The organism is Phnomibacter ginsenosidimutans, assembly GCF_009740285.1.
Classification (GTDB): Bacteria; Bacteroidota; Bacteroidia; order Chitinophagales; family Chitinophagaceae; genus Phnomibacter; species Phnomibacter ginsenosidimutans.
Genome location: NZ_CP046566.1, coordinates 3897964 through 3922118, shown reverse-complemented (window position 1 = coordinate 3922118; position 24155 = coordinate 3897964). Strand labels below are relative to the sequence as shown.

Here is a 24155-nt window from a genome sequence, read left to right as displayed (position 1 = left end):
ATGATTATAGAAGAAACTTACCGCCCAACCTCAAACTGAGTACACTATAACCTTCATTGTCATTTTGGTATTGAGCTATAAACCCCAGCGAAAAATTATTGCTGAGTTTACGGTAAATGGCGGGAGCTACTGTATAGCCAATGGATGTTTCGTTGTAGTTTACAGAGGTATTTGGATTAACCCTCAGAATGGATCCATCTCTTAGCCCTCTTACCAAATACGGTCCGTTACTGGATAGTCGCCAATGGTGCCACTTGAACTGCCCACCAAGACCAATTTCAAAATGTGTAGGGGTATTAGAACCTGCTCTGAATATGTATAATAGTTGAGCAGATTTTGATTTTCTGAATTCAAAAAAACCGCTGTTGTCATTTTTTAATGCAAAAAATTCATAATTGATTGCCAGATGGTGTTTATTAGACAAGGCTTTTTGCAAACCAAACAAAAAAGATGAGCCACCTAAATCGCCCTTTCCATCGAGGCTTACACCTACTTGGCTATTGAAATAGAGGGGCTGCTTAGTAGATTGGGCTGTAGCATTGAAATGAATAAGAAAGGTAAAAAGTACGAAGAGTAAAATGTGCATAGAATGAATGTGTATGCATGCAACATACAGAAAAAATCATTTCGTAACGTTTACAGATGTTGTCATTGAGGTATAAATGAATTAAGATGATGGTACAAGTTAAAATGCCGCAGCACTAATAAGTACCACGGCGTTTGAATGATTATCGGGGCTGCATTTATGCCAGCTCATGCTCTGGCTTCACCGATTCGGCGAGCCACAACAGTTCCTTGGCAAATACATCTACGGCTTTGCTAAATGCCTCGTCGAGCAGGTTGCCTTCGGCGTCAAATTTCTTGTCTACACCGGGTACCACCAGCATGTAAGGGCTAAGCACACCAAACAATGCCGCCACTAGCAGTTGCATGCCTTGTGTGGCCCGCATGCCACCCATACCACCGGGCGATGCGGTCACAATGCCAAAAGTTTTGCGGCTCTGCTTGGGAAAATGATCGAGCAGGTTTTTCATGGCCGGCGTGTAGCTGCCATTGTATTCGGGACTTACCAATACAAAAGCGTCGGCGGCAAACATGCGTTCGGCCAATGGCTTGTAGGCTTCAGGCGTTGCCTCTACTGAGGTAAACACGCTGTCGAGCAGGGGCAGGTTCCACTCCCGCACATCAATAATATTCACCGTATGGTTGGAGTGCTGCTCCAGGTATTTTTTCAGAAACAATGCCACCCGGTAGGTTACACTTTGCTGGCGGGGGCTGCCTGCGATAATCTCTATATTCATAGTTGTTGTTTACTTGCTTGTTGTGATAACGGTTGAAATACTGATTGGGTTCAGTAGTGTTTTGTGCACGGGGCACTTGTCGCCAATCATTTTCAGCCGTTCTCTTTGTTCTTCGGTAAGGTCGCCGGTCATCTGCGTTTCCTTGTGCAGTATGGTACCTGTTTCGGTACGTTCTACCGTTACTGTTACATCAATGGTTTCCACCGGCCATTGTTTTCTGTCGGCATACATACGCATGGTAATGCCGGCGCAAGTGGCCAATGCACTGGCCAGCAATTCATCGGGCGTGGGGCCGGTATTGCTACCACCCATTTCTTCGGGTTCATCTGCCTGCCATGCAATGCCGCGGTGATTGTGCAGCTTTGTTTGATAGTGTGCGGTGGCAATATGTGCGGTGGCTTTGTTCATGCATTAATGATTGATGGGCACTTCAATAATCAAAAAACGACTCTCTTCGGTGCAAAGGATGTCAATAGTATCGGTGTCCCAAATACCGATGCCATCTCTGTGCTGCAAGGCTACACCGTTTACCGTTAATGCATTGTCGATATTGAAAACAAATACGGCTTTGTTGGTAGGATTGAAATGGTAATCCAGCTTTTTACCTGATTCGAAATAACCCAGGCTCAATTTGGCATTCTGGTTGATCCAGCAATGCTCGGTGCCTTCTTCGTTGCTGACGATTACCTGCAACTTGTTCTTTCTTTTTTCTTCCGGAAAATACCGGCGCTGATACCGCGGATTGATGTTTTGCAATTTGGGCTCAATCCAGATTTGTAAAAAGTTCACTTCGTCTTCGCCTACGTTGTATTCTTCGTGGCGCAGGCCGCTGCCGGCACTCATAATTTGTACCCAGTCTTTGTGCACCACTTCGCTATAACCCAGCGTGTCTTTGTGGTTCATGCTGCCGGCCAGCATTACAGAAATGATCTCCATGTTTTGGTGCGGATGCAAACCAAAACCTTTGCCGGCTTCCACAAAGTCGTCATTAAATACTTTCAGCAATCCAAAACCGTTACGGTTGGGATTGGCATAACTGCTAAAGCTAAACGTGAAATTGCTGATGAGCCAGCCAATGTTTTTAACGCCTCTTTCGCCGGCTTTGAAATGAATGTGTTGCATACAAAAAGAAAGGAAGCAACACCGCTACGGCTGCAGCAGTGTTGCGATGGAAAAATCAATTACTGCTTGGTAAACTGTACAGCCAGCAACAACTTCACATCGTTGCTTACTACTACGCCACCGGCTTCGGTTACCGCATCCCAGCTCAGGTTGAAGTCTTTGCGCTGAATGGTACCGCTTACATCAAAGCCTACTTTGGTTTGACCATAGAAGTCTACCATGGTGCCGCCTATTTCTGCTTTCAGTGTTACGGGCTTGGTTACATCACGAATGGTGAGGTTGCCATGCACCAGCAATTCATCGTCGCCGGTTTTTTCTACACTGGTAGAAGCAAAAGTCATTTTAGGAAACTGCTCAGCGTTGAAAAAGTCATCACTCTTCAGGTGACCATCACGCTGTTCGTTGTTGGTGCTGATGCTGTTGATGTCGGCTTCGAAGCTGATGCTGGCATCGCTAAAGTCGGCTGCTTCTGCGGTTACAGTAGCATCAAAGGTTTTGAATTCACCTGTTACGTTGCTGATCATCAGGTGCTTCACACGAAACTTGATTTCGCTGTGCAGGGGGTCAATTTTGTACGTGGCCATGATTTGTTTTTTTAAAGTTTAATTGAATTGTTTATTGTTTTTGGTTTGCTGTTTTTGGTTTGTCGTTTGTAGCTCTTGTATTTACTATCATCCAACATCTGTCATCCAGCGACTAATTTTTGCATTTACTATCAACTACCAACCATCATCTATCAACTGATTTTCTGTATTTACTATCATCTAACATCTGTCATCTATCATCTAATTCAGCTCTCCAAACTTCCCGCTGTTGAACTCTGCAATGGCATCCAAAATTTCTTGCTTGGTGTTCATTACAAAAGGGCCGTAAGCACTGATGGGTTCCCGAATGGGTTCGCCACTCAATACCAGTAGGTGTGCGTCGTTGTTGCTTTCAATGTGCACATCGGTATTGTGGTGGCTAAACACAATCATGTCGCCGGTGCGGGCCTGTTGCTCATCATTTACCAGCAGGTTACCTTTCATCACTACAATGCCGAGTGTATCACCATCGGGTAATGAAAAATGCCAATCAGCACCAGCTTGCAGTTGTGCATCGTACATGTTGATGCGGGTAAAAGTTCGTGCCGGGCCTTTCACACCGTTGAGTTCTCCGGCGATGATGCGGATGCTGCCTTTGCCATCAGGTAGTTCGTAGCGGCCCATTTGCGCATCCAGCAAATCCTGATATGCAGGCGGAGTGAGTTTGTGTGCCGCAGGAAGGTTTACCCACAACTGTGCCATGTGAAACTCGCCGCCTTTTTCGCTGAATTCCTGTGCATGAAATTCTTTGTGCAGAATGCCGCTACCAGCAGTCATCCATTGTACATCGCCGGGGCCAATGGTGCCTTTGCCACCGCTGCTGTCTTCGTGGCTTACCATGCCACTCCATGCAATGGAAACGGTTTCAAATCCCTTGTGCGGATGCACATCTACACCACGAGGATGTTGGGTAGGCAATACCTGCCAGGGCTCGTTGTAATCAAGCATCAGAAAAGGGCTGAGGTCTTGCCACAGCGATTGACCAATAAAATTGCGCACCTTAAATCCATCGCCCACCATGTGTGCCGGTGCCGCTTGTGTTATTTGTTTGATGCGTTTATAGTTGTTCATTATAAATCTTTTTTAGGCTGAAAGCTTAGGGCATATAGCCGAAGGCTAGCAGCATTTTCAAATCAGAAATCTTACATCAGCAATCAGACATTACCTCATGGGGACTTCCATCAGCAATAGCTGTGCGTTACTATCGGCGGTAATGCTGAGGATATCTGTTCCTTCGATGCCCAAACCATCGCGGCGGTTGAGTGCTTGTCCGTTGATGGTTACATCACCTTCAATCACAAAAGCATACACACCGTTGCCGCTTTTTTTGAGATTGTAGCTGGTGCCGAATCCGGCATCGAGCAAGCCCATGTGAAACCATGCATCCTGATGAATCCATACGCCTTCGTCATCAGCGTTGGGGCTTAGTACCTGCAACAGGTTGTTCTGCATTTTGCTTACGTCCATGTGTTGCTGGTCGTAGCGGGGCTGCACATTGCGCTGTTTGGGAAACACCCATATCTGAAAGAAGCGGACTTCTTTGTCGCGGTTGGCGTTCATTTCGCTGTGGCTGATGCCCGTGCCGGCACTCATCACTTGTATGTCGCCTTGTTGTATCACGGTTTCGTTGCCCATACTGTCGCGGTGTTTCAAATCGCCAAACGTGGGTATGGAAATGATTTCCATGTTGTCGTGAGGGTGGGTGCCAAAGCCCATGCCGGCTGCCACCGTATCATCGTTGAGTACCCTCAGGGCGCCAAAATGAATGCGGCTGGGGTCGTGATAACCCGCAAAGCTGAACGTATGAAAGCTGTTGAGCCAGCCATGGTTGGCGTGGCCACGGGTACCTGCCTTGTGCAGGGTGAGGCGTTGGGTGCTGGATGTGGTATTCATAAAAACTCCTTTTTTACACTGTTGTACAAACTACAAATACTTACCGGGGAAGTTGATTATTCGTAGCTGTTATAATTACATGTACATACATATATTGTTCCAAAAAAAATGACCTGTCAGTCTTGCAGCATTTGTGCCAGCAACTGGTTCAGTTGGGTGGCTTCTGCTTCTGTCAGGTTGGCAATGTGCTGGTGTTCGGCTTCCATGGCTTGGGTAGCAGCATCCAGCAGATTGACCCCGGCAGGGGTAATCTGAATCAGGGTTTCGCGGCGGTCTTCCGGTGAGGGAAAACGCTTTACCAGTTTCTTTATCTCCAGCCGGTCGGCTATGCGGGGTACGTTGGAGTTGCGTTCTATCAGGCGGCTGGCAATATCTTTTACGCACAATGGTGTAGGATGGCTACCTTTCAGAATGCGGAGCACATTGTATTGTTCGCTGGTAAGGGCATAATTCTTCAACAGCTGATTGATATGTGTTTTCAGCTGATATGCGGTATACATGATGTGTATCAAAGCCTTGTGGCGTTGGTCTTTAAATTTCGATGACTTTATTGCTTCTTCCAATGTCATATAGCAAATGTATGTACATACATGCAATTTTCAAAGACAAAAAAATAACCAACAAATAAGTTGGCTATTTTTTCACGGTTTTGCTCCGTTATTTATTTCTTGAAGCGCTGGCATCCAGCCATGGTTTCAGGCTATCGCAACTGCCAAACTTCGGATCTACGTAGATATAGTAGGTGCTGATTTTATCGGCAAACCAGTTGCTCAGGATGTTTTGTTTCTTTTCTTCCAGTGCACGGGCTGCTATTTTGTTGTAATCGTCTTTCAGGTTTTCGCGGTGAGGTTCGGTGCGGGTACGCAGGTAAATGAAGCGAACGCCTTTTTTGCCCTGCTCGGTGGTAAACACTTCGGGCTGGCTGTATTGGCCGGGCTTCAGGTTTTTGAGCAAAGGAATCATGGTTTTATCCAGCTGGTCGATGGTAACCATGGAGGTTTGTTCGCGGCTCATTTCCCAACCACCGGTAAACTTATTGTCTTCGTCGTTGCTGTACTTATTTACGGCTTCGCCAAAAGTGAGGGTACCGGCTATGAGCATGCTGCGGGCACTATCAAGGCGGCCCTTGGCTTCGTTCAGTTCGTCTTCAGTTACGGGCGGTATCATCAATATGTGGCGTACCACGGCATCGTCGCCATTGCGGCTCACACACTGAATAATGTGCAATCCAAACTTTGATTTTACCACATTTGAAATCTGGCCTTCTTTCAACTTAAAGGCGGTAGACAAGAAAACGGGATCCCACATGCCTTTGTCGGCTTTGTTGAGGGCATACTGTCCGCCGTTGTCTTTGCTGCCGGGGTCTTCGCTGTACAGCTTGGCCATTTGATCAAACCGGCGGCTGCCGCTTTCAATTTGCTTTTTGATATCGTTCAGTTGCTTGGCGGTATAGCTCTCAATGTCGCGGCTGGGCTTTGGAAAAATTACAATCTTACCTACTTCCAGTTCGCTTTCGTAGTACGGCAGGCTGTCTTTGGGTATGCTTTCGAAATAGTCTTTTACTTCATTGGGCGTAATGCGAACGGTTTCCAGAATTTTACTCCGCATTTTGTTGGCCAGTTCCTTTTCTTTAAAAGGCTTGCGGAAGTCTTCTTTGATTTGGTAAATGGTGCGGCCGGCAATTTCTTCCAGTGCTTCGCGGCCACCGTAGGCCTGAATGAAACCACGGATTTGGTTCTCAATCAGCGATTCTACCTCGGCATCATCTACGGTTACAGAGTCTTTTTCTGCCTGCAATACCAGCGCCTTTTTTACCAGCTCGGCTTCCAGCAAAATACAATCCGGGTTGGGGGGCACTTCGCCACCCTGCCTTCTGATGTCTTCTACAGCGTTGGCAATATCGCTCTGCAAAATGATGCGGTCGCCCACTTTGCCGATGATTTTATCGGCCACCACTTTTTTGGTTTGGGCCAGCGCCTGTTGTGCCGTGCCTGCTGCCAAAATGGCCAATACAAACAGAAATCCTTTTTTCATATTCTAAAATGCGTAATGCTGTAAAAATAGGTGAAGGCTGTGGTGGTGGGAGGTGTGGCCGTTTTTTTAACAAGAAAACAGAAGCAATGAGCAATTAACGAATGTGCTGATGAGCTCAATTGAAAATGGAAGAAGTTGACGAGTGCTGTTTTCCCTTGTTAACCAATCAACTCGTCAACTTTCCAACTCTACAATTAGTGCCTGAAATGCCGCATGCCGGTCATTACCATGGCGAGGCCGTTTTGCTGGCAGTATTCAATGCTATCTTTATCGCGGATGCTGCCGCCGGGCTGAATAAATGCTTCAATGCCTTCGGCATGGGCAATCTTCACACAATCATCAAACGGGAAGAAGGCATCGCTGGCCAGCACGGCACCTTTCAAGTCGAAGTTGAACTGACGGGCTTTTTCGATGCTGTGCCGCAGGGCATCAATGCGGCTGGTTTGGCCACAACCCTTGCCTACCAGCTGGCGGTCTTTGATGAGGGCAATGGCATTGCTCTTGAGGTGCTTGCACACCAGGTTGGCAAAGGCCAGCTCGGCTTTTTCGGCGTCGGTGCAGGTACGGCCACCAACTTCGTTCCACTCGGTGTAGTTGCCAATGTCGTTGTTTTGGCTGAGCACCCCATTCAGCAGGCTGCGGTACTGGGTAGTGCCTGCAGGCTGGTCTTTCAGTTGCAGCAAGATGCGGTTCTTTTTGCTTTTGAGCACGGCCAGAGCGTCTTCGTTGTACGCTGGAGCTATGAGCACTTCAAAGAAAATTTCGTTGATGGCATTGGCGGTGTCGAGGTCTACGGTGCCATTGGTAACGAGCACACCACCAAAAGCACTTTCAGGGTCGCCGGCGAGGGCTGCATCCCAGGCGGCTTTTACCGTGGGGCGCTGGCTTACGCCGCATACATTGGTATGCTTGATGATGGCAAAAGTAGTATCGCTACCGGCCTCAAATTCACGAATGAGCTGCATGGCAGCATCTACATCTACCAGATTGTTGTAGCTCAGTTCCTTGCCATTGACCTGCTCAAACAACTCTGCCAGGTTGCCCTCGAAAGTGGCAGACTGGTGCGGATTTTCGCCGTAGCGCAATGTTTTTTTGCTGCCCACTTCCGGCGTGGTGCTCAGAAAATAATCGGCAATGGCGATGTCGTAGCGTTTTACCACTTCAAAAGCTTTGGCGGCAAACATCCGGCGCTGCTCCAGTGTAGTGGTACCGTTTTGTGCCAACAGTATGTCATTCAAAACAGCGTAGTCATCTTTGCTGCTCAGCACCACCAGGTCGCTGAAGTTTTTGGCAGCAGCACGAATCATGCTCGGGCCGCCAATGTCTATTTTTTCGATAATGGCCGACTCTTCGCTGGTATTGGCCACGGTTTCTTCAAAAGGATAGAGGTCAACGATGACCAGATCAATTTCGGGGATGTTGTACTGCGCCATTTCCTGTACATGCACGGCATCGGCCCGCTTGCCCAGGATGCCGCCAAACACTACAGGGTGTAAGGTTTTTACACGGCCGCCGAGTATGCTGGGGTAGCTGGTCAGGTTTTCTACCGGTACCACGGGAATGCCCAGTTTTTCAATAAAGCTTTGGGTACCGCCGGTACTGTAGAGGGTAATGCCCTGCTGATGTAGGGTAGGCACAAGAGTTTCCAGTCCGTCTTTATAAAAAACGGAGATCAAAGCACTTTTGATTGGCTTGTTCATGATTGGCTGATTGTTATGCGATTGCGCTGTGATAAGTTGATGCAGGTGCTACAAGCGGGCCTGCTCCACAACAAAAGCCCCATTGATGGCCACGCTATGGAGGCGCAAATGTAGGCTATCGGCTGCGCTTTTCCACCGGGCAATGCGGTAGGTACTGTTGCTGCCATCGAGCACAATTTGCCGGCAGCGGATATGCGGCAAAATTTTGGCCGGATTGCCGGGTACATTGCCACTCACAATGAGCAAGTCTGTTTCATGAATGGCCGATTGCTTGTAATTGAGCTGCTGCCGCAATATGCTGATGCGCAGGCCATTGGCCACAAACGACATATTGCTGCTATCGGTCAGCAGGCGGTATTGCCACGGTTGAAACTGGTAGCGAATGCGGGTGGGCAAGAGGTGAAAGTTTTGCAGAAAACCCGGTTGGGTTAGGGCAGTGTCGCCAACGAAAATGGAGCGGTTGCCTTGCACAATATCGATGCCGCTGTACTGCGGTATGTTGTAAATGATGAGTTGCTGTTGGGTGGCGGTTTGCCATTTTTGTGCAGCTAGTAAAAGCATGTACAACGCCAGCGAAGTGGCAGCGGCCAGCAAGCCCTTACTGCTTTTGAGCAGCCACCAGGTACCAATGCCCGCAATAATGCAGCAAAGCAACACCGCCATGGGTATGGATATTTGCACTTGCTGAATGGTGGTAAAAGGCAATTGGCTCACCCAAATGATGCAGGCATTTAAACCTGCAATACCCCAGCCGGCCAGTTGCCCTACAAAGCCAGCAGCCAAAGGCCACCAACTTAGCGCCAACAGTACGAGCAGTGCATACAACACCGCACCACTCAACGGCACGGCCACCAAATTGGCGAGTAAGAAGTAGACCGGAAACTGATGGAAATGATAAATGCCGAGTGGCAGGGTGAGGATTTGTGCCGCAATGGTTACGGCCATCATTTGCCAAATGTGCAGGAGTATTTTGTTGCCGGGGTTGTAGCATGCCAAAATGGGTTTGTAAAAAATGGCGATGCTGAGCACGGCGGCAAAGCTGAGTTGAAAACCGACATTCCACAAAGCAAACGGGTCGTAGAGAAGCAGGGCGATAGCGGCGGCACTCAGCATGTTGATGGAGTTAGAACCCCGCTGCCAAAAGTCGCCGAGTGCCACCATGCTAAACATAACGGCGGCCCTGGTAATGGAGGGTGCAGCCCCGGTAAGTAAAGTAAACAACCACATGCTGCCAAGGGTGAGCAGTAAGCGGAGGAATCGCATTCGTTGTGTTTGCCCAAGCGGCCTTAGCAAATACAACAGCAGTGTATAAATCATGCCGAGGTGCATGCCGCTGATGGCAATGATGTGTACCACACCCGTGTTGGCATATTGCTCCACCAGGGTTTTGTCGAGGTCGCCACGATAGCCAATGAGCAAGGCTTGTGCTACGCCATTTTCAATGGGATTAGGAATGTAACGGACTATAGATTGCAGCACCCATTGGCGCATGGAAAAAAGTGATGATTGGAAAGCGTTGCCTTTGTTGCCCGGTAAAATGTTGTATTGATCGGCCTTTAGAAAAACCTGGTAAAAAACGCCTTGCCGGGCAGCATAGGTTTGATAGTTGAACCCACCGGGATTGCCTGCATTTTTAATGGGCTGCAAGGGCCGGTTGAAAACAATTTGCTGGCCATATTGCAGCTGCGAAGCAATGCTGTCTTTGGCGAGGTACAGCAGCACTTCTCCTTTCACTTGCTGCAATTTTCCATTGGGTAGTAACAGTGAAATGTGGGCATTGGCTTTTACCGATTTTTCTTTGGGTACGGCAGGCTCTGCTAGTGTGGCTACTACCGTTTGGCCTGTGGTATAATGATGGCCTGCAAAAGCGGGCTGCTGCCAAATGGCATGCAGTTGTACCATCATGGCACCGATGGCTAGCAGGCAAAGCAGCAAACCCGCAGAGGCTGCCAAAGGACGCTTGTACAGCAGCAGGCTCATGAGCAAACTAATGACAATAAAAACGGGTAAACTGTATTGCCAATGGTATTGAATACTGAGCAGGGCATTGCCCAAGATAATACCGCCAATGAGTGGCAGGCAAATGCGCAGCAGTGGTGCCGACCGCCAAACGGGAATGAAATATTTTCTGAATGCAGCTACAGCCATGGGGTAAACAGGTATAGCTATTTTAGTAACGCTACTTGAGTTATGCAAGCGTAGAAATACGCAAATCGGTTGAATGCAGCAGAATGTTTATTTTCATTCCTTAATCAATCGACTATGCAGAAGTTCGTGTCCTTGTTGGGTATTTGTGGTCTTGTGTTGTTGCTGGCTGCCTGCGGTAGTACCAGCCATATTTACATTGTACGGCATGGAGAAAAAGTGTCACCAAGTGGAGATGTGGCCCTGAGCGGTGCTGGTTTGGAACGGGCAGAAGCCTTGAAGGACAGCCTGAAGGATAAAAAGATTGCACAGGTGTACAGCACCAACTACAAGCGTACACAACAAACCGCAGCACCTACTGCCATGCAGTTTGGTAAAGACATAACAACTTATAACAACGGAGATAGCTTGCTGCAAGCGTTAGTAAAACAACCCAAGGGCAATGTGCTCATCACCGGTCACAGCAACACCGTGCCGCAAATGATTCGTGCCGTAGGTCTAACGCTTTCATTCGAAGGCAACATTCCGGACAATCAGTACGACAATCTTTTCATCATTACCGTAAAAAAGGAAAGCAACCAACGCTGCAAGCCATGAAGTATGGACTGCGGAGTGAGTGACAATATGTTGCGTTTTACTGAGGACCAACAGCCACGACATTAAATATAAAATTGGGCGTATTGGCAGAAAGTCGTGGATTGAAGATGTATAATGTACAGCCAGCAGATGTAACGTTGGCAATGCTTAACACCAGTTCTGCCCAACCTCCACCACTTGTAAAGTTAGCGATGTAAGCAGCAACAGGGGGGGCTGAAAAATTTTCGCTCCAGGATACATTTTGACTATATGTACTGTTGCCCGCAATGGTACCCGGATTTACAGTTACGCTACTTACCACATGTTTCAATTGAGTACCTGTAGTGTTACGGATGATGCCCTTGCCATTTTGTACGGTTAGGTTGCCAAATATGTCTACCTTATTATCGAAGAGTGCAGGTGCATTGGCACCAACAATAAACTTGTATGTAGTAGCTTCATGCGCATACCCTGTTCCATCGCCACCTGCGCCAACAACAACTGCAGCTTCTGCCAATGGGTTGAGCAGTAATCTGGGTACCGGACCAAGTGTAGCATTTTTTCTCACCCGTATGTATGCATATTCTCTGAGACTGTTGATGCCAATATTCAAAGAAAGTCTGGGCTCACCCAATGAGAAATAAGATGAATCGAATATGGTTATTGCGTGGCCGTCATCAATATCCAGGGGTATGTCCAGTTCGCCGGGGTGGTAAATGGTAACCCTACTTTTAGGAAGCCGGTTATTGATACCAATGTTACCGTTTTGCCCAATAGTCATGCGTTGCACACTATTCGTATAAAAGTCGAGCCCATACTGGCCACTGCCGGCATTTCTTTTACTGCCAATTCCTTCGCCACTCAAGCTGCCAAAACGAAGGCCGTTTTCTATGGTTCCTGTATTGTTGTTGCCTTGGTCGATGGCTATCCCATTTTGTACACTCAGCATTTGCTGTGGGCTACCTGTACCAATTCCCACATTGCCATTTTGATTGATGACCATGGCGGTACTTTGGTTGCCGCCATCGGGGCGTACCCGAAATTCGAACTGATTGTTCACCCGGTGCATAAGCATGTAAAACGATGATCCGGCATTGGGGTACACCCAGGTGCTGCCATTCCAATAGGCATTGGCAGCAAAGGTGACGGTGCCATTATTGTCTGCACCAATGTAGCCTCGTGGTTGTCCTGCATCATTTTCCAAAATGGCTTTTATCCAACCGGTGCTGCGGATATGCAGCCGGGCTTCGGGGGTAGTGGTACCAAGGCCAACATTTTGGGCAGACAACCAGGTGCTGAAAAGGAAAAAAACGCAAAGTAGGAGTAGTTTCATGCTGTAGGGATAAGGTAACAGGAAGATACTCTTTTCGCAGAAAAAAAGCGTCATCGGGATGGATGACGCTTTTGGTTATTTGCCGTAAATATCTACTTACTCAAATTCATGCTCCGCTCTTTGTACAGCTTGCGGAAATAAGGATCCCGCAGGTCTTTTACAAAACGGATGGCTTCGCCGGTGCTCTTCATTTCGGGGCCGAGCTCTTTGTTTACACCCGGGAATTTATTGAAGCTGAACACAGGTTCTTTGATGGCAAAACCATCGAGCTTTTTCTCAAACGTAAAGTCGGTGAGTTTCTTTTCGCCCAGCATTACTTTGGTGGCAATGTTGAGGTACGGAATGCCATACGCTTTGGCAATGAACGGCGTGGTGCGGCTGGCACGGGGGTTGGCTTCAATCACATACACAGTGCCGTCTTTAATAGCAAACTGAATGTTGATGAGGCCACGGATATCCAGTGCACGGGCAATTTTTTCGGAGTAGTATTCCAGCGTGGTTACTTCCAGTGGTGTCAGGTTGAAGGCTGGCAACACGGCATTGCTGTCGCCGCTGTGAATACCGGCCGGCTCAATGTGCTCCATGACGCCCATCACGTGGAAGTTTTCGCCATCGAAAATGGCATCTACTTCTGCTTCCTGACAGCGGTCGAGGAAATGGTCGATAAGGATTTTGTTGCCGGGAATATGTTTCAGCAGGCTGATGACTGCTTTTTCTACCTCGTCGTCGTTGATCACAATGCGCATCCGTTGGCCACCCAATACGTAGCTGGGGCGCACCAATACGGGGTAGCCTACCCGGTTGGCTACTTCAATGGCTTCGTCTACATCGTAGGCGGTGCCGTACTGGGGGTAAGGAATTTCGAGGTCGCGGAGCAGGTCGCTGAAGCGGCCACGGTCTTCGGCTATGTCCATGCTGTCGAAGCTGGTGCCGATGATTTTCACGCCTTTTTCTACCAGCTTTTTGGCCAGCTTGAGGGCGGTTTGGCCACCGAGCTGTACAATCACGCCTTCGGGTTGTTCCAGTTCAATAATTTCCCAGAGGTGCTCCCAAAACACGGGCTCGAAGTACAGTTTGTCGGCAATATCGAAATCGGTGGAAACGGTTTCGGGGTTACAGTTCACCATAATGGCTTCATAACCACTCTCTTTAATGGCCATGAGGCCATGTACGCAACAGTAATCGAACTCAATGCCCTGACCAATGCGGTTGGGGCCGCTGCCTAATACAATTATCTTTTTTCTGTTGCTGGGGATGCTCTCGTTGTGCAAGAGACCTGTGCTGCCTGTAACTGTGCTCATTGTTGAAGAATTGCGCAAAAGTAAGGTTGCCTGCCAAAACAGGCGGCGAAGATTTTCCGAACCTGCGCCATGTCATCGTTTGCGGGGGCTGGCACTGGTAATTTTGCTGCAAATACACGGCACTATGCGCCTCGAAGATTTGAAAGAAAGACTGGTACACCTGAAGCAACTCAGCTGCGACGACGACACACAAAAAGCCTTGAAAGCCATGCTCGATGCCTTAGAGCTGGAAAGCGACTGGACAGAAGCAGAGCTGCAGGAAATGGCGGCTCAACTGGATGAGCTGGCTGGTGAACTGGCCTGAGTAAACTGTCAGGGTTTTAAATACGGATGGCTGATATCATGATAGAATAAAAAGGTCCATCCGTCTGCGCTGCCTTTATCCCACCATTGCTGGCGCAGCTCCATGCATTTTTTGCCATCGTGGTCGTACTTGGCCACAAAGCGGCTCAGCATTTGCTTGTGCTGCGGCGCATCATCTCCACCAAAAAAAATGAGGCCTTCAGCGGTTTCTATCCAAAACACCTGATGATAAGGGCTGTGTGCACCCGTTACCTGGTAGTGAATGTAATTGTCGATGCTGCCCTCATCGTCGTGCAGCCAAAACACCCGTGGGTGCCGGTCGAACACTTCAAACTCATCAGTAATAAAAGAAGGATAACCAGTGGCTTCCGCAAAATCGTATTCGCGGCGCTGTACAAAATACGTAGCGTTGGGAAAAGCCAGGTGTGCATTGCCCAAGCGGTCTTTATAGCTTACGCCGCCTGCATGGTCTTTGTGTAAATGGCTCATCAATACCTTGGTTACATCGGCCGGTTGTATGCCGTTGGCTTTGAGGTTGCGGTGTATTTGCAACTCGCCCTGCTGGCTAAAACCAAGGCCGGTATCAATCAGCAGCACATCTCTTTCCGTTACAATGCAAAAGGGTTGTACTTCTACCAGTAAGCTGCCTGTAGCCCGTTGTTGCAGGTCATCTTCGGCGTGGTTGAAAGGATGAAAAATCTTGTCCTTTCCAATGGTGAATGAGCCTTCTGATAATGGAATAATTGTAGCCATAGTTGATGGTTGCTGGTTGGTCGTTGATGGAAAATCCTACTTCGTACTTCTACCCTCGTACTTCTTACTTCGCTCTTATCGCAGCACTACCTGCCGGTCGGCATCGAGGCGAACGAAGATGAAGATGAGAATGGTAAAGGTCATGAGGGAGGAACCGCCATGGCTGATGAGGGGAAGCGGAATGCCAATCACCGGAGCCAGCCCAATGGTCATGCAAATGTTGACCACCACATGAAAAAACAATATCGCTGCTACGCAGTAGCCATACACCCGGCTAAACGTGCTGCGCTGTCGTTCGGCCATGTTGATGATAATCATGAGCAAACTGAAATACAATAAGGCCACGAGGCTGGAGCCCCAAAAGCCAAAGCTTTCGCCCAAGGCGGTAAAAATAAAATCGGTGTGTTGTTCTGGCACAAATTCGCCTTGCGTTACGGCGCCTTTTAAAAATCCTTTGCCGGCCAGGCCACCGCTGCCAATGGCAATTTTGCTTTGCTTTACGTTGTAGTTTTCTTCTTTCTTACCGTCTTTATTAATCTTTCCCTGCTTGGCTTTTTCTTTCATCAGTGCTTCCAGTTTGGCGGGATCTTTGGGCACGTAGTCTTTACCAAACATGCTCATGATGCGTTCTACCTGATACGGCTGCATGATGTTTTCGAACAAGAAAGGCACAGCAAATTTTTGAATGCCTACACTCAGTAAGTACACGCCGGCAATGATGAGCAACAGCGATTTATTGCGGCGGATACGGCGGCGCAGCAGCCAAAAAGAGACCACTACCAAACCGGTCAGAATATAAAACAAGGTGTTGGGCTCAATCAAAATAGAAGCCACCACCAACACCGCTGCAGAAACACCTACCACCAGATAAGCGGCAGGCAAGCCTTCGCGATAAAGTGGAATGAAAAATGCGAAATACACCAATGCAAGGCCCGTTTCATTTTGCAAAATGGAAAACATGGCCGGTGTAAGTGCCAGTGCAATGGCAATGGCATGACTTTGCCAGCGGCGAAAGTCGGTTTCCATGCGGCTGAGATACTTTGCCAATGCAAGGCTCACAAATATTTTACAGGTTTCTGCGGGTTGCAGGTTCATGAAGCCCAAGGGTATCCAACTGTGGGAGCCGTTTACTTCTTTACCCACCACAAAAGTGGCCAGTAGTAGCAGTATACCCAATGCATACGAGAGGTTGGCGGTGGCCGTAAAAAACTTGCTATCTGTAAGTAAAATAAGGATGCCCAATACCAAACAAATCACCAGAAACAAGAGCTGGCGGCTGTAGTTGGTTTTCAATCCGGTGATGGCTTGCAGAATGTTTACATCGGGGCGGTACTCCACCGAAAAAATGGCGGTGAGGCCAATGAATACCAGCAGCAGGTACATCACGGGCAATAACCAGTTGATGCCTTTAGAAATGATGCGGGTTGGTTGCGACATGCTGGAAAATATTAGGCCTGCTGAGAAAATGTTTTGCGTTTGCGGTGCTCGTCTATGGGTGCCAACAAGCCCACTGTTTTGCCTTTGGTGCTGGTTGGAGCCTTGGGCTTGGCAGGAGTTGGGTCGGGGGTGGCTGTTTCTTCTTCGCTATCAATGCCCGTTTCTTCTTTGATGCTGTTGAGCAGTTGGCGGCGGGCCCGTTCTTCATCCTTAGCCAGCTTGATGCTATCCCGTTTGCGCATTTCATCCAAAATACGGGCAGGAGTAATCTTCATGCTGCTGTAGCGTTCAATCCATTCTTTGCGTTTGTCGCTAATGCTATCGTGGATGTATTTTTCCAACATCAGGCTCACAATGGGGGCTGCCACTGTAGCACCAAAGCCGCCGTTTTCTACAATACAGGCAATGGCAATCTGTGGATTTTCACGGGGGGCGAAAGCTGCAAAAAACGAGTGGTCCTTTTGTTTTTTGCCTTTGTAGTAGTTTTCTACAGTACCGGTTTTGCCACAAATATTAATGCCGGGTACAGCCAATCGCCAGCCGGTACCGCCGGGTTTCATCACGGCTTCCATACCTGCATGCACGGCTTCAAACATGCTGTCGGGAATGTGCACCGGTTGATTTTTTGTCCGGTAGGGTTCCAGCAATCCAAACTGGTCGCCGCCTTCAATGCTATCAATCATATGCGGGGTATAGTACCAGCCTTTGTTGGCAATCATGGCAATGGCGTTGGTCAGTTGCAGCACAGTACTGTTTACTTCGCCCTGACCAATGGAGTTGGAAATGGTATTGCAGCTGTGCCAACGGGGACCAAAGACTTTTTGATAACGCTTAGGCGTAGGTATGTAGCCACCTCTTTCGGAAGGCAGGTCTACACCCAGCTTATGGCCGAGGCCAAAGCTGTACATGTAGCGGTCCCATACAGCCAATGAGCTGTCTACATTGGGGTAGCGGGGGTTGTCCAAAATTTTGCGGTACACATTAGCAAAATAGGGGTTACAACTTTGGGCAATGGCATGTTCCAGATCGGGCGAATGGCCGGCACCGTGGCATTTGGGTTTGCCCGTGCCGCAGTCGAAATACGCACCACGGCAAGGGTAGCCGGTGTGCTGTGTAATCACACCTTCTTGCATGCCTACGAGTGCCTGCAAGGTTTTGAAGGTGGAGCCCGGAGAATATTCACCCGTGATGGCCCTGTTGTACAAAGGCAACCTTGGGTCGGTGTACAATTCAGAAAAATGCTTGCGGCGCTGGTTGCCCGTGAGCAACGTAGGGCTATACGATGGGGCGCTTACCATGGCCAGAATGCCACCGGTTTTGGGGTCGATGGCTACCACGCTGCCAATTTTGCCTTGCATGAGTTGTTCGCCAAGTTGTTGGAGTTCAATATCCAGCGATGAGTACAAGGTGCTTCCGGCAACGGCTGCTGTATCATACTTTCCGCCTTCGTAGGGTTGGGTAGGCCGGTTCTTGTTGTCTTTGTTCCAGTACTGAATACCCCGCTGGCCCATCAGCACTTTTTCGTAGGTACGTTCCAGTCCGGTCATGCCGGCGTAGTCGCCCTGGCGGTACCCTTCGCTGCCATATTTCTCCAAAAACTTGGGGTCTACTTCGGCGAGGTAGCCAAACACGTGAGCCGCTGCATCGTATGGATATTTACGCACCGGCCGCTCCACCAAATCGAAAGCGGGTTGAAACAGCGCCAGTTTTTCTGCTATCTGGGCATGCGTTTTTTCGTCGAGCAGGCCTTCAAACACACTGGGCTGGTAGCGGCCGTTTTTTACAATGCTGTTGATGATGCGTTTGCTGAATTCTTCCTGAGAAATTTTCAGGATGTTGCACAGCGCTGCAGTATCACAACCCTGCCGCAGTTGGGCTGGTATTACCACCAAATCAAACAGGGTAGTATTGTCGAGAATCACATGCTTTTTCCGGTCGATGATGAGCCCACGGCTGGGGTACACCACTTTGCGGTAAATGGCCTGGTTATCGGCCATAAGTTTGTAGTCCTCGTTGAGGATTTGCAGGTTGAACAACTGCAAAATAATCATGAGAAAAGCGGCGGCGAAAATGATCTGGATGATGCGGCTCCGGATCGAATGGAAATCATTCATGTATACGTGCTCCTGACAACTTTCAACGAAGGTAGCAGCCACCGGCCTGCACTTGCAGAAACGATTTACAAAAATTTTTCTGCTACCCGACAAAGATGGCCAGGAGCTGATTGTTTTCACCCGTTCATTTATGCTTGCAGTACAGCAGCTGCTTGCAATGCACGTTGGGCTTGCTGCACATGCCGGTGATTGTGGGCCACCAAAAAAGCCAGCACATCGCCCAGTTGTAGCTTCATCATGGGGGCAATAGAAATGGGCACTTTGATGTGGCTGAGATTGGCTTTTTCGGCTTGCTGCAATAACTGCAGTAAATGTTCCTGCTGATCAATGAAGCGGGCAATCACTTCATAAGAAGGTTGCAGCGCAATGGGAGCATGTTGCTTGGGTGCTTTCATTTTTTTGCCGGCAAGCCGGTGGGGTTGGTTTGCATCATGCGGGTAAACCAACCGCCCAGCCAGCCCGGTTTGAAAGGGTGTGTGGAAGGAGTGCTGCGCTGCTGCAATGCCTTTTCAATAGCGGGCAAGTAATAATCGCCATAGCTGTTGAGGTGTTGCAGGCATTCGTTGGCACTCCAGCTGTTGGCTTGTGGCGCTTGGGCAAATACCGAATGCGGTAATACCTGCCATTGAGCAATGGCTTGTGTCAACATGGTTTCGGTTTGTTGCTGCAAAGGCTGCAGCCAGGTGCTGTTGTTCATGTGTGATGGATTGTTTTACAAGGCAAACTTCCACCTTGCCGGTAAGTAAAATCTTTGTCTACACCAAGATTTTTAAATGCGTACCGTTCCCAAAAGTTTACTGAAAGTACTGGCATCAATGCTGAGGTAGTTGGCCAGGTACTTGTGCGGAATAAGTTGCAACACATGCGGGCTGCGCTGCAGCAAGTGCCTGAATTTTTCTTCGGCAGTAAAGCATTGCAGCTCGGTCATGCGTTCCATAATGCCACTCATGGCCAGTAATAAAGCTTTGTGGCTGAGGGCTGCAATGCCGCTGTGTGTGGCTACCATTTGCTGCCACTGCTGCACGTGGGCACGTAAAAAACGACTTTGCGTCAACGTTTCCATATAATAGCGGGAGGGTTGTTGTAGCAGGAGTGAATCAATAACACCTGCAAAAGAGGGTGCATAAGAAAACACGAGGGTAGCTTCTTTACCGTCGGGCTTGCTGTAGTAAATGCGTTGAAGGCCTTCTACAACAAAATAGAGATAACGTTCGGTATCGCCGGCCTTGGTGAGCAGCGTTTTGCGGCCAGCTTCCATGGGCGACCAAATGCTGGAAAATGCTTCCCACTCCTGCGGTTGCAGGGGTACAATGCGTTGTGTAAAATTGTGTAATTGAGCCAGTGCCGAAGCGGTATCCATTCCCAAGGGTTGAACAGGAAAAATACAGTTTTCCGCTTAGTCTTTTCGCCGCTTTCTAATCGGCCTAAACAGCAACTCTGCAATCAAAATGAGCAACAAGCTGGCCAGTGTGGTAAACAACACTTTGCCCAAAAAGTACAGGAAAGTGCCAAAGCTCATCCATTCCAGCATTACCAGCCAAACATGATGAAACAAAGTGAGCATGACCACAAATAAAATGTACGTAGTAAGGCCCATGCTGCGTACGCTGGGGCTGCTGCCGGTTTTGAGTTCTTTGGTTTCGCCGGGTAGCAGTAGTTTGAGCAAAGGGGTACGCATATACGCCAACCATAAGCAGGCAGATGCATGCAGGCCGGGCGTTTTGGTAAATAAATCGAGAGCAAAGCCGGTGATGAAACCGAGAATCAGCATCCACGGGCGGCTTACATTAAACGGCAGCCAAATGAGAAACAGAAAATAAAGGTATGGTGTTACAAACCGGTGAAGTGCGGGCATGTGATTGAGTACCAGTGCCTGCACCAGTACTAAAAGAATAAAGCGGATGATTTGTTTAACCGGTTCGCTCATGTTGCGGGCCTTGCGGCGTGTTATTGTTGCTGTTGTTTGTTGATGCGTTGCTCAATATCTCGCTGCTCTTTCAGAAAAAGATTTTCAATCACATCTACATAATCAACGCTGTAAAAATTATTGCCGGGCTTCACCTGCAGTTTGTAGTTGTTGCCATCAGTTTCCTTTTCTACTTTGGCTATCGTGCCTACCATAAGGCCGGCAGGGTAGTTGAGCGATATATTGCTGGTGAGCACAGTATCGCCTACTTTGAGTGCCGTGCTTTTGGGAATGCCTTTCAGCTGCAAAAGTCCCGGGTTTTTGCCATCCCATTCCAGCAGGCCCGTGGTGCCGCTGTTTTTCAGCATCACACTGGTAATGCTTTTGCGGTGCAGCAGGCTGCGTACAATGGCCATGTTGTCGCTTACATCGGTTACCACGCCTACAATGCCACCAGCACTTACCACGGCCATTTCTGGTGCTATGCCCTGCAAGCGGCCCCGTTCGATGGTGATGAAGTTGTTTTGGCTGGACACCGAGTTGTTGATGACGGCTGCGTTACGCCACAGGTATTTGCGCATCACCCGGCTGGAGTCTATCATGGCTGTATCAAAACGCAGGGTAGCGCTGGTATCAATGCTGGTAAAGTTTTCGGCCAGCAGGTTACGCAGGCGGTTGTTTTCTTCGGCCAGCCGCTTGTTGTTATCGGCCAGGCTAAAGTAAGCGGCTACATCGCTGTAGCGTTTGTTAATACTACCTGTTACATCGTACGACCACTCCATGTATTTGGCCTGGTGGCTTTTGTTGTAGCGCACCAGCAGCGTAATGCTCACTGCCTGCAGCAGCAAAAACAGCAGCAGTACCTGTAGCCGACGAAGAAGTAGAAAAAAGTTACGCATGATGGGTGGGGCCTAAATACAACATTCCAAATTCCAATACCGCTATACTCATACAGATCACTGGAATTTGGAATGTTTATCCGGTAGCATTTATCGCATGATAAAAGGATACTTGTCGTAGTGCTTGAGGGCAAGGCCGGTACCGCGTACCACACTCTTCAGCGGGTCTTCGGCTACATGCACCGGCAGTTTGATTTTGTTGCTCAGGCGCTTGTCGAGGCCACGCAGCATGGCACCACCACCGGTAAGGTAAAGGCCACGGCGGTAGATGTCGGCAGCCAGCTCAGGCGGGGTAGTTTCCAGGGCTTTCAAAATGGCTTCTTCAATTTTAAAGATGCTCTTGTCCAGCGCCTCGGCTATTTCGGTATAGCTCACCATAATCTGCTTGGGAATGCCTGTTACCAGGTCGCGGCCGTTTACTGGAATATCATCGGGCGGGCTGTCCAGGTCTTTCATGGCAGCACCAATCTGAATTTTAATTTGCTCGGCAGTACGCTCCCCAATCAGCAGGCTGTGGTAGCGGCGCAGGGCTTCCATAATGTCGTAGGTAAATTCATCGCCGGCAATACGAATGCTCTGGTCGCATACAATACCTGCCAGGGCTATCACCGTGATGCCGGTAGTACCGCCACCAATATCGATGATCATGTTGCCCACGGGCTCTTCCACATCAATACCAATACCTAAGGCAGCGGCCATGGGTTCGTGAATGAGGTACACTTCTTTGGCACCGGCTTGCTCAGCGCTGTCACGAACGGCACGTTTTTCTACTTCGGTAATGCTGCTGGGTATGCAAATCATCATGCGCCAGCTGGGCGGAAACAACGGTTTTTTGGGATAGATTTTCTTCGATCATTTCCCGGATCATAAGCTCGGCAGCGTTGAAGTCGGCAATTACACCATCTTTCAGCGGACGAACCGTGCGGATGCTTTCATGCGTTTTTTCGTGCATGAGCAAGGCTTTTTTGCCTACAGCCAGCACTTCTTTGGGGTTGTTTCTATTGAGGGCAACGATGCTGGGTTCGTTTACCACCACTTCATCGTTGTGTATAATGAGGGTATTGGCAGTACCCAAATCCATTGCGATTTCTTGCGTAAAAAAGTTGAAAATTCCCATGATGAACCTCTGGAATCGAAATATTTAGAATGTTGGCAAAATTGCAGGAATAATGCGGATTAAACAAAGTAGACTATTACCTGCGTGGGGCTTGTGGACAATATCCGTGCCGAATTACATGAGCGGTCTTTATACGGACTTGTTCATCCGATTTTAACGCTTGTTTCGGCTTCGGTCTTTTCACCATCATTTTTACCCGCAGGCTGGGCTTTCGGCTTTCTTTTTTTGATGCCCGGTGGGCAAAACTGTCCGGCACTGTCAGCTGCTTTTCTGCTAAATGTAGAATGTTTAAATTCTTAATAAAATTTATTTAACACTTCTTGTAAAAAATTAAAAAGTGCGGCTATCTTTATTTTCTCATTGCGAGAATTACTGCCTGCCATGCTTGAAAAGAAAGAGAAATACAAACGCTCTATTGAGAAGTTTCTATACTTCAACAAAGAGATGTCCTGTGCAGATATGTGTGTGCAGCTCGATAAAAGTCTCCCCTTAGTAACCAAGCTGGTTAATGAACTGATAGAAGAAGGATTGGTGGTAGAAGCCGGTTTTGCACAAAGCACCGGAGGCCGCCGGGCACAAATGTTTCGCCTGCGTACCGATTTGATTTATGTGGTAGCCGTGGCCATGGACCAACATGTGACCCGCATGGCCATCTTAAATGCATCGAACCAGCATGTAGTACCCGAGCAAAGGGTAGACATTCATCTGGCAGACAATCCCAATGCATTGCAAGAGCTAACCCATCACTTACAGGCATTTGTGCAGTCGGCAAATTTGCCACTGGAAAAGATAGCTGGTATAGGAATTGGCATGCCGGGTTTTGTAGATGTACATGAAGGCCGCAACCATTCATTTTTACCCTCCGGAAAGCAAAGTATTGTAGCTACACTACAAGCTGCTACAGGCCTGCCAGTGGTTATTGATAATGATTCAAGTTTGATTGCACTGGCAGAGCAACGTTTTGGCGAAGCCAAAGGTCATCAAAATGTGATGGTCATCAACGTGAGTTGGGGCGTGGGTTTGGGTTTGATATTGAATGGAAAATTGTTTCGTGGTGACAATGGTTTTGCTGGTGAGTTTAGCCATATGCCTATGTTCACCAACAACAAGTTGTGCAGCTGTGGCAAAATGGGCTGTTTGGAAACAGAAGCTTCGATGGAAGTAATTGTAAACAAAGCACTGCAAGGCATTGCCAATGGAAGTCTTACCAGCATCAAAAAGCTGAGTAAGGATGACTTAGAAGCTGCTTGTACTTCCGTATTGATGGCTGCTGGCAAAGGCGACAGGTTTGCAGTAGAACTGCTGAGCGAAGTAGCGTACAATATCGGACGTGGTGTGGCCATACTCATACACTTGCTCAACCCAGGCTTGGTTGTATTAAGCGGCAGAGGCAGCATTGCCGGCAAGCTCTGGCTGGCGCCCATACAACAAGCGATAAATGAAAACAGCATACCCAAGCTGGCTGAAAATACGGAGATACGGGTGTCCTCATTGGGCAACGAAGCACAGCTGATTGGGCCTGCTGCTTTGGTGATGGATCATTATGAAAAATTGAAAAAAATAAGTGCCAAAAAACCTTTGAAAACAACCAAGGCTGTTTCTAAAAAAGCAGTCTCACTTTAATTAACCCCGATTTG

At 48.5% G+C, this 24155-nt stretch carries 26 protein-coding genes; 3 read left to right on the top strand and 23 right to left on the bottom strand.

Annotated elements, in window-relative coordinates:
- Positions 1 to 4 precede the first annotated feature (4 nt).
- The 11 genes from GLV81_RS16950 to GLV81_RS16900 form a co-directional block, all read right to left on the bottom strand.
- Positions 5 to 586 (bottom strand): hypothetical protein, encoded by a 582-nt coding sequence (locus GLV81_RS16950; protein ID WP_157479930.1) that lies wholly within the window; start codon positions 584 to 586, stop codon positions 5 to 7.
- Positions 587 to 743: 157 nt separating this feature from the next.
- Entirely contained in the window at positions 744 to 1301 is a 558-nt protein-coding gene (locus tag GLV81_RS16945; RefSeq protein ID WP_157479929.1) for an NADPH-dependent FMN reductase, read from the bottom strand.
- A 9-nt stretch (positions 1302 to 1310) separates the two neighbouring features.
- On the bottom strand, positions 1311 to 1709 hold the full coding sequence (locus tag GLV81_RS16940) for an OsmC family protein (protein ID WP_157479928.1): 399 nt from the start codon (positions 1707 to 1709) through the stop codon (positions 1311 to 1313).
- Between the two features lie 3 nt (positions 1710 to 1712).
- Positions 1713 to 2423 carry a pirin family protein gene (locus GLV81_RS16935; protein WP_157479927.1) on the bottom strand — a complete coding sequence of 237 codons (711 nt, stop codon included), beginning with the start codon at positions 2421 to 2423 and terminating at the stop codon, positions 1713 to 1715.
- 59 nt (positions 2424 to 2482) lie between these two features.
- Complete coding sequence (locus GLV81_RS16930) at positions 2483 to 3007, bottom strand: YceI family protein (RefSeq protein ID WP_157479926.1); 525 nt, start codon at positions 3005 to 3007, stop codon at positions 2483 to 2485.
- Between the two features lie 201 nt (positions 3008 to 3208).
- Entirely contained in the window at positions 3209 to 4078 is an 870-nt protein-coding gene (locus GLV81_RS16925; RefSeq protein ID WP_157479925.1) for a pirin family protein, read from the bottom strand.
- A gap of 90 nt (positions 4079 to 4168) precedes the next feature.
- Positions 4169 to 4900 carry a pirin family protein gene (locus tag GLV81_RS16920; protein ID WP_157479924.1) on the bottom strand — a complete coding sequence of 244 codons (732 nt, stop codon included), beginning with the start codon at positions 4898 to 4900 and terminating at the stop codon, positions 4169 to 4171.
- Between the two features lie 116 nt (positions 4901 to 5016).
- A complete protein-coding gene (locus GLV81_RS16915; protein ID WP_157479923.1) occupies positions 5017 to 5469 on the bottom strand; it encodes a MarR family winged helix-turn-helix transcriptional regulator in 453 nt (150 codons plus the stop codon).
- A gap of 88 nt (positions 5470 to 5557) precedes the next feature.
- Positions 5558 to 6934, bottom strand: coding sequence for a peptidylprolyl isomerase (locus GLV81_RS16910; protein WP_157479922.1), 1377 nt, complete (start codon positions 6932 to 6934; stop codon positions 5558 to 5560).
- Positions 6935 to 7128: 194 nt separating this feature from the next.
- Positions 7129 to 8634 (bottom strand): bifunctional phosphoribosylaminoimidazolecarboxamide formyltransferase/IMP cyclohydrolase, encoded by a 1506-nt coding sequence (purH, locus tag GLV81_RS16905; RefSeq protein WP_197428692.1) that lies wholly within the window; start codon positions 8632 to 8634, stop codon positions 7129 to 7131.
- Between the two features lie 48 nt (positions 8635 to 8682).
- A complete protein-coding gene (locus GLV81_RS16900) occupies positions 8683 to 10782 on the bottom strand; it encodes a ComEC/Rec2 family competence protein (protein WP_157479920.1) in 2100 nt (699 codons plus the stop codon).
- A 114-nt stretch (positions 10783 to 10896) separates the two neighbouring features.
- Between GLV81_RS16900 and GLV81_RS16895 the strand changes: the two genes are divergently transcribed.
- Complete coding sequence (locus GLV81_RS16895) at positions 10897 to 11376, top strand: SixA phosphatase family protein (protein WP_157479919.1); 480 nt, start codon at positions 10897 to 10899, stop codon at positions 11374 to 11376.
- Positions 11377 to 11413: 37 nt separating this feature from the next.
- Here the strand turns inward: GLV81_RS16895 and GLV81_RS16890 are convergent, their stop codons facing one another.
- Positions 11414 to 12688 carry a hypothetical protein gene (locus tag GLV81_RS16890; RefSeq protein ID WP_157479918.1) on the bottom strand — a complete coding sequence of 425 codons (1275 nt, stop codon included), beginning with the start codon at positions 12686 to 12688 and terminating at the stop codon, positions 11414 to 11416.
- 92 nt (positions 12689 to 12780) lie between these two features.
- The gene (locus GLV81_RS16885) at positions 12781 to 13989 is read right to left on the bottom strand and encodes a carbamoyl phosphate synthase preATP-grasp domain-containing protein (RefSeq protein ID WP_157479917.1); all 1209 of its coding nucleotides are present in this window, start codon (positions 13987 to 13989) and stop codon (positions 12781 to 12783) included.
- Positions 13990 to 14113: 124 nt separating this feature from the next.
- On the opposite strand from GLV81_RS16885, the gene GLV81_RS16880 reads away from it, so the two are divergent.
- Positions 14114 to 14293 (top strand): hypothetical protein, encoded by a 180-nt coding sequence (locus tag GLV81_RS16880; RefSeq protein ID WP_157479916.1) that lies wholly within the window; start codon positions 14114 to 14116, stop codon positions 14291 to 14293.
- Between the two features lie 8 nt (positions 14294 to 14301).
- Here the strand turns inward: GLV81_RS16880 and GLV81_RS16875 are convergent, their stop codons facing one another.
- From GLV81_RS16875 to GLV81_RS21440, 10 genes are all read right to left on the bottom strand, one after another.
- Positions 14302 to 15045 (bottom strand): MBL fold metallo-hydrolase, encoded by a 744-nt coding sequence (locus tag GLV81_RS16875; RefSeq protein ID WP_157479915.1) that lies wholly within the window; start codon positions 15043 to 15045, stop codon positions 14302 to 14304.
- Between the two features lie 75 nt (positions 15046 to 15120).
- Positions 15121 to 16482: a rod shape-determining protein RodA gene (rodA, locus tag GLV81_RS16870; RefSeq protein ID WP_157479914.1), complete on the bottom strand. Its 1362-nt coding sequence runs from the start codon at positions 16480 to 16482 to the stop codon at positions 15121 to 15123.
- Positions 16483 to 16493: 11 nt separating this feature from the next.
- Positions 16494 to 18596 (bottom strand): penicillin-binding protein 2, encoded by a 2103-nt coding sequence (gene mrdA, locus GLV81_RS16865; protein WP_157479913.1) that lies wholly within the window; start codon positions 18594 to 18596, stop codon positions 16494 to 16496.
- 128 nt (positions 18597 to 18724) lie between these two features.
- Entirely contained in the window at positions 18725 to 18991 is a 267-nt protein-coding gene (locus tag GLV81_RS16860; protein ID WP_157479912.1) for a DinB family protein, read from the bottom strand.
- Positions 18988 to 19293, bottom strand: a complete 306-nt coding sequence (locus GLV81_RS16855; RefSeq protein ID WP_157479911.1) for a hypothetical protein — start codon at positions 19291 to 19293, stop codon at positions 18988 to 18990. Before GLV81_RS16855 ends, GLV81_RS16860 begins: the two co-directional genes overlap by 4 nt.
- 72 nt (positions 19294 to 19365) lie before the next feature.
- Positions 19366 to 19956: a Crp/Fnr family transcriptional regulator gene (locus tag GLV81_RS16850; protein WP_157479910.1), complete on the bottom strand. Its 591-nt coding sequence runs from the start codon at positions 19954 to 19956 to the stop codon at positions 19366 to 19368.
- Positions 19957 to 19992: 36 nt separating this feature from the next.
- Entirely contained in the window at positions 19993 to 20523 is a 531-nt protein-coding gene (locus GLV81_RS16845; protein WP_157479909.1) for a rod shape-determining protein MreD, read from the bottom strand.
- 20 nt (positions 20524 to 20543) lie between these two features.
- Entirely contained in the window at positions 20544 to 21401 is an 858-nt protein-coding gene (mreC, locus tag GLV81_RS16840) for a rod shape-determining protein MreC (RefSeq protein ID WP_157479908.1), read from the bottom strand.
- Positions 21402 to 21491: 90 nt separating this feature from the next.
- Complete coding sequence (locus tag GLV81_RS16835) at positions 21492 to 22205, bottom strand: rod shape-determining protein (RefSeq protein WP_281350724.1); 714 nt, start codon at positions 22203 to 22205, stop codon at positions 21492 to 21494.
- Positions 22150 to 22518, bottom strand: coding sequence for a rod shape-determining protein (locus GLV81_RS21440; protein ID WP_281350723.1), 369 nt, complete (start codon positions 22516 to 22518; stop codon positions 22150 to 22152). The genes GLV81_RS16835 and GLV81_RS21440 overlap by 56 nt, the downstream gene beginning before the upstream one ends.
- Positions 22519 to 22899: 381 nt before the next feature.
- Here GLV81_RS21440 and GLV81_RS16830 point away from each other — a divergent pair, with 381 nt between their 5' ends.
- A complete protein-coding gene (locus GLV81_RS16830) occupies positions 22900 to 24141 on the top strand; it encodes an ROK family protein (protein ID WP_157479907.1) in 1242 nt (413 codons plus the stop codon).
- Positions 24142 to 24155: the final 14 nt, after the last annotated feature.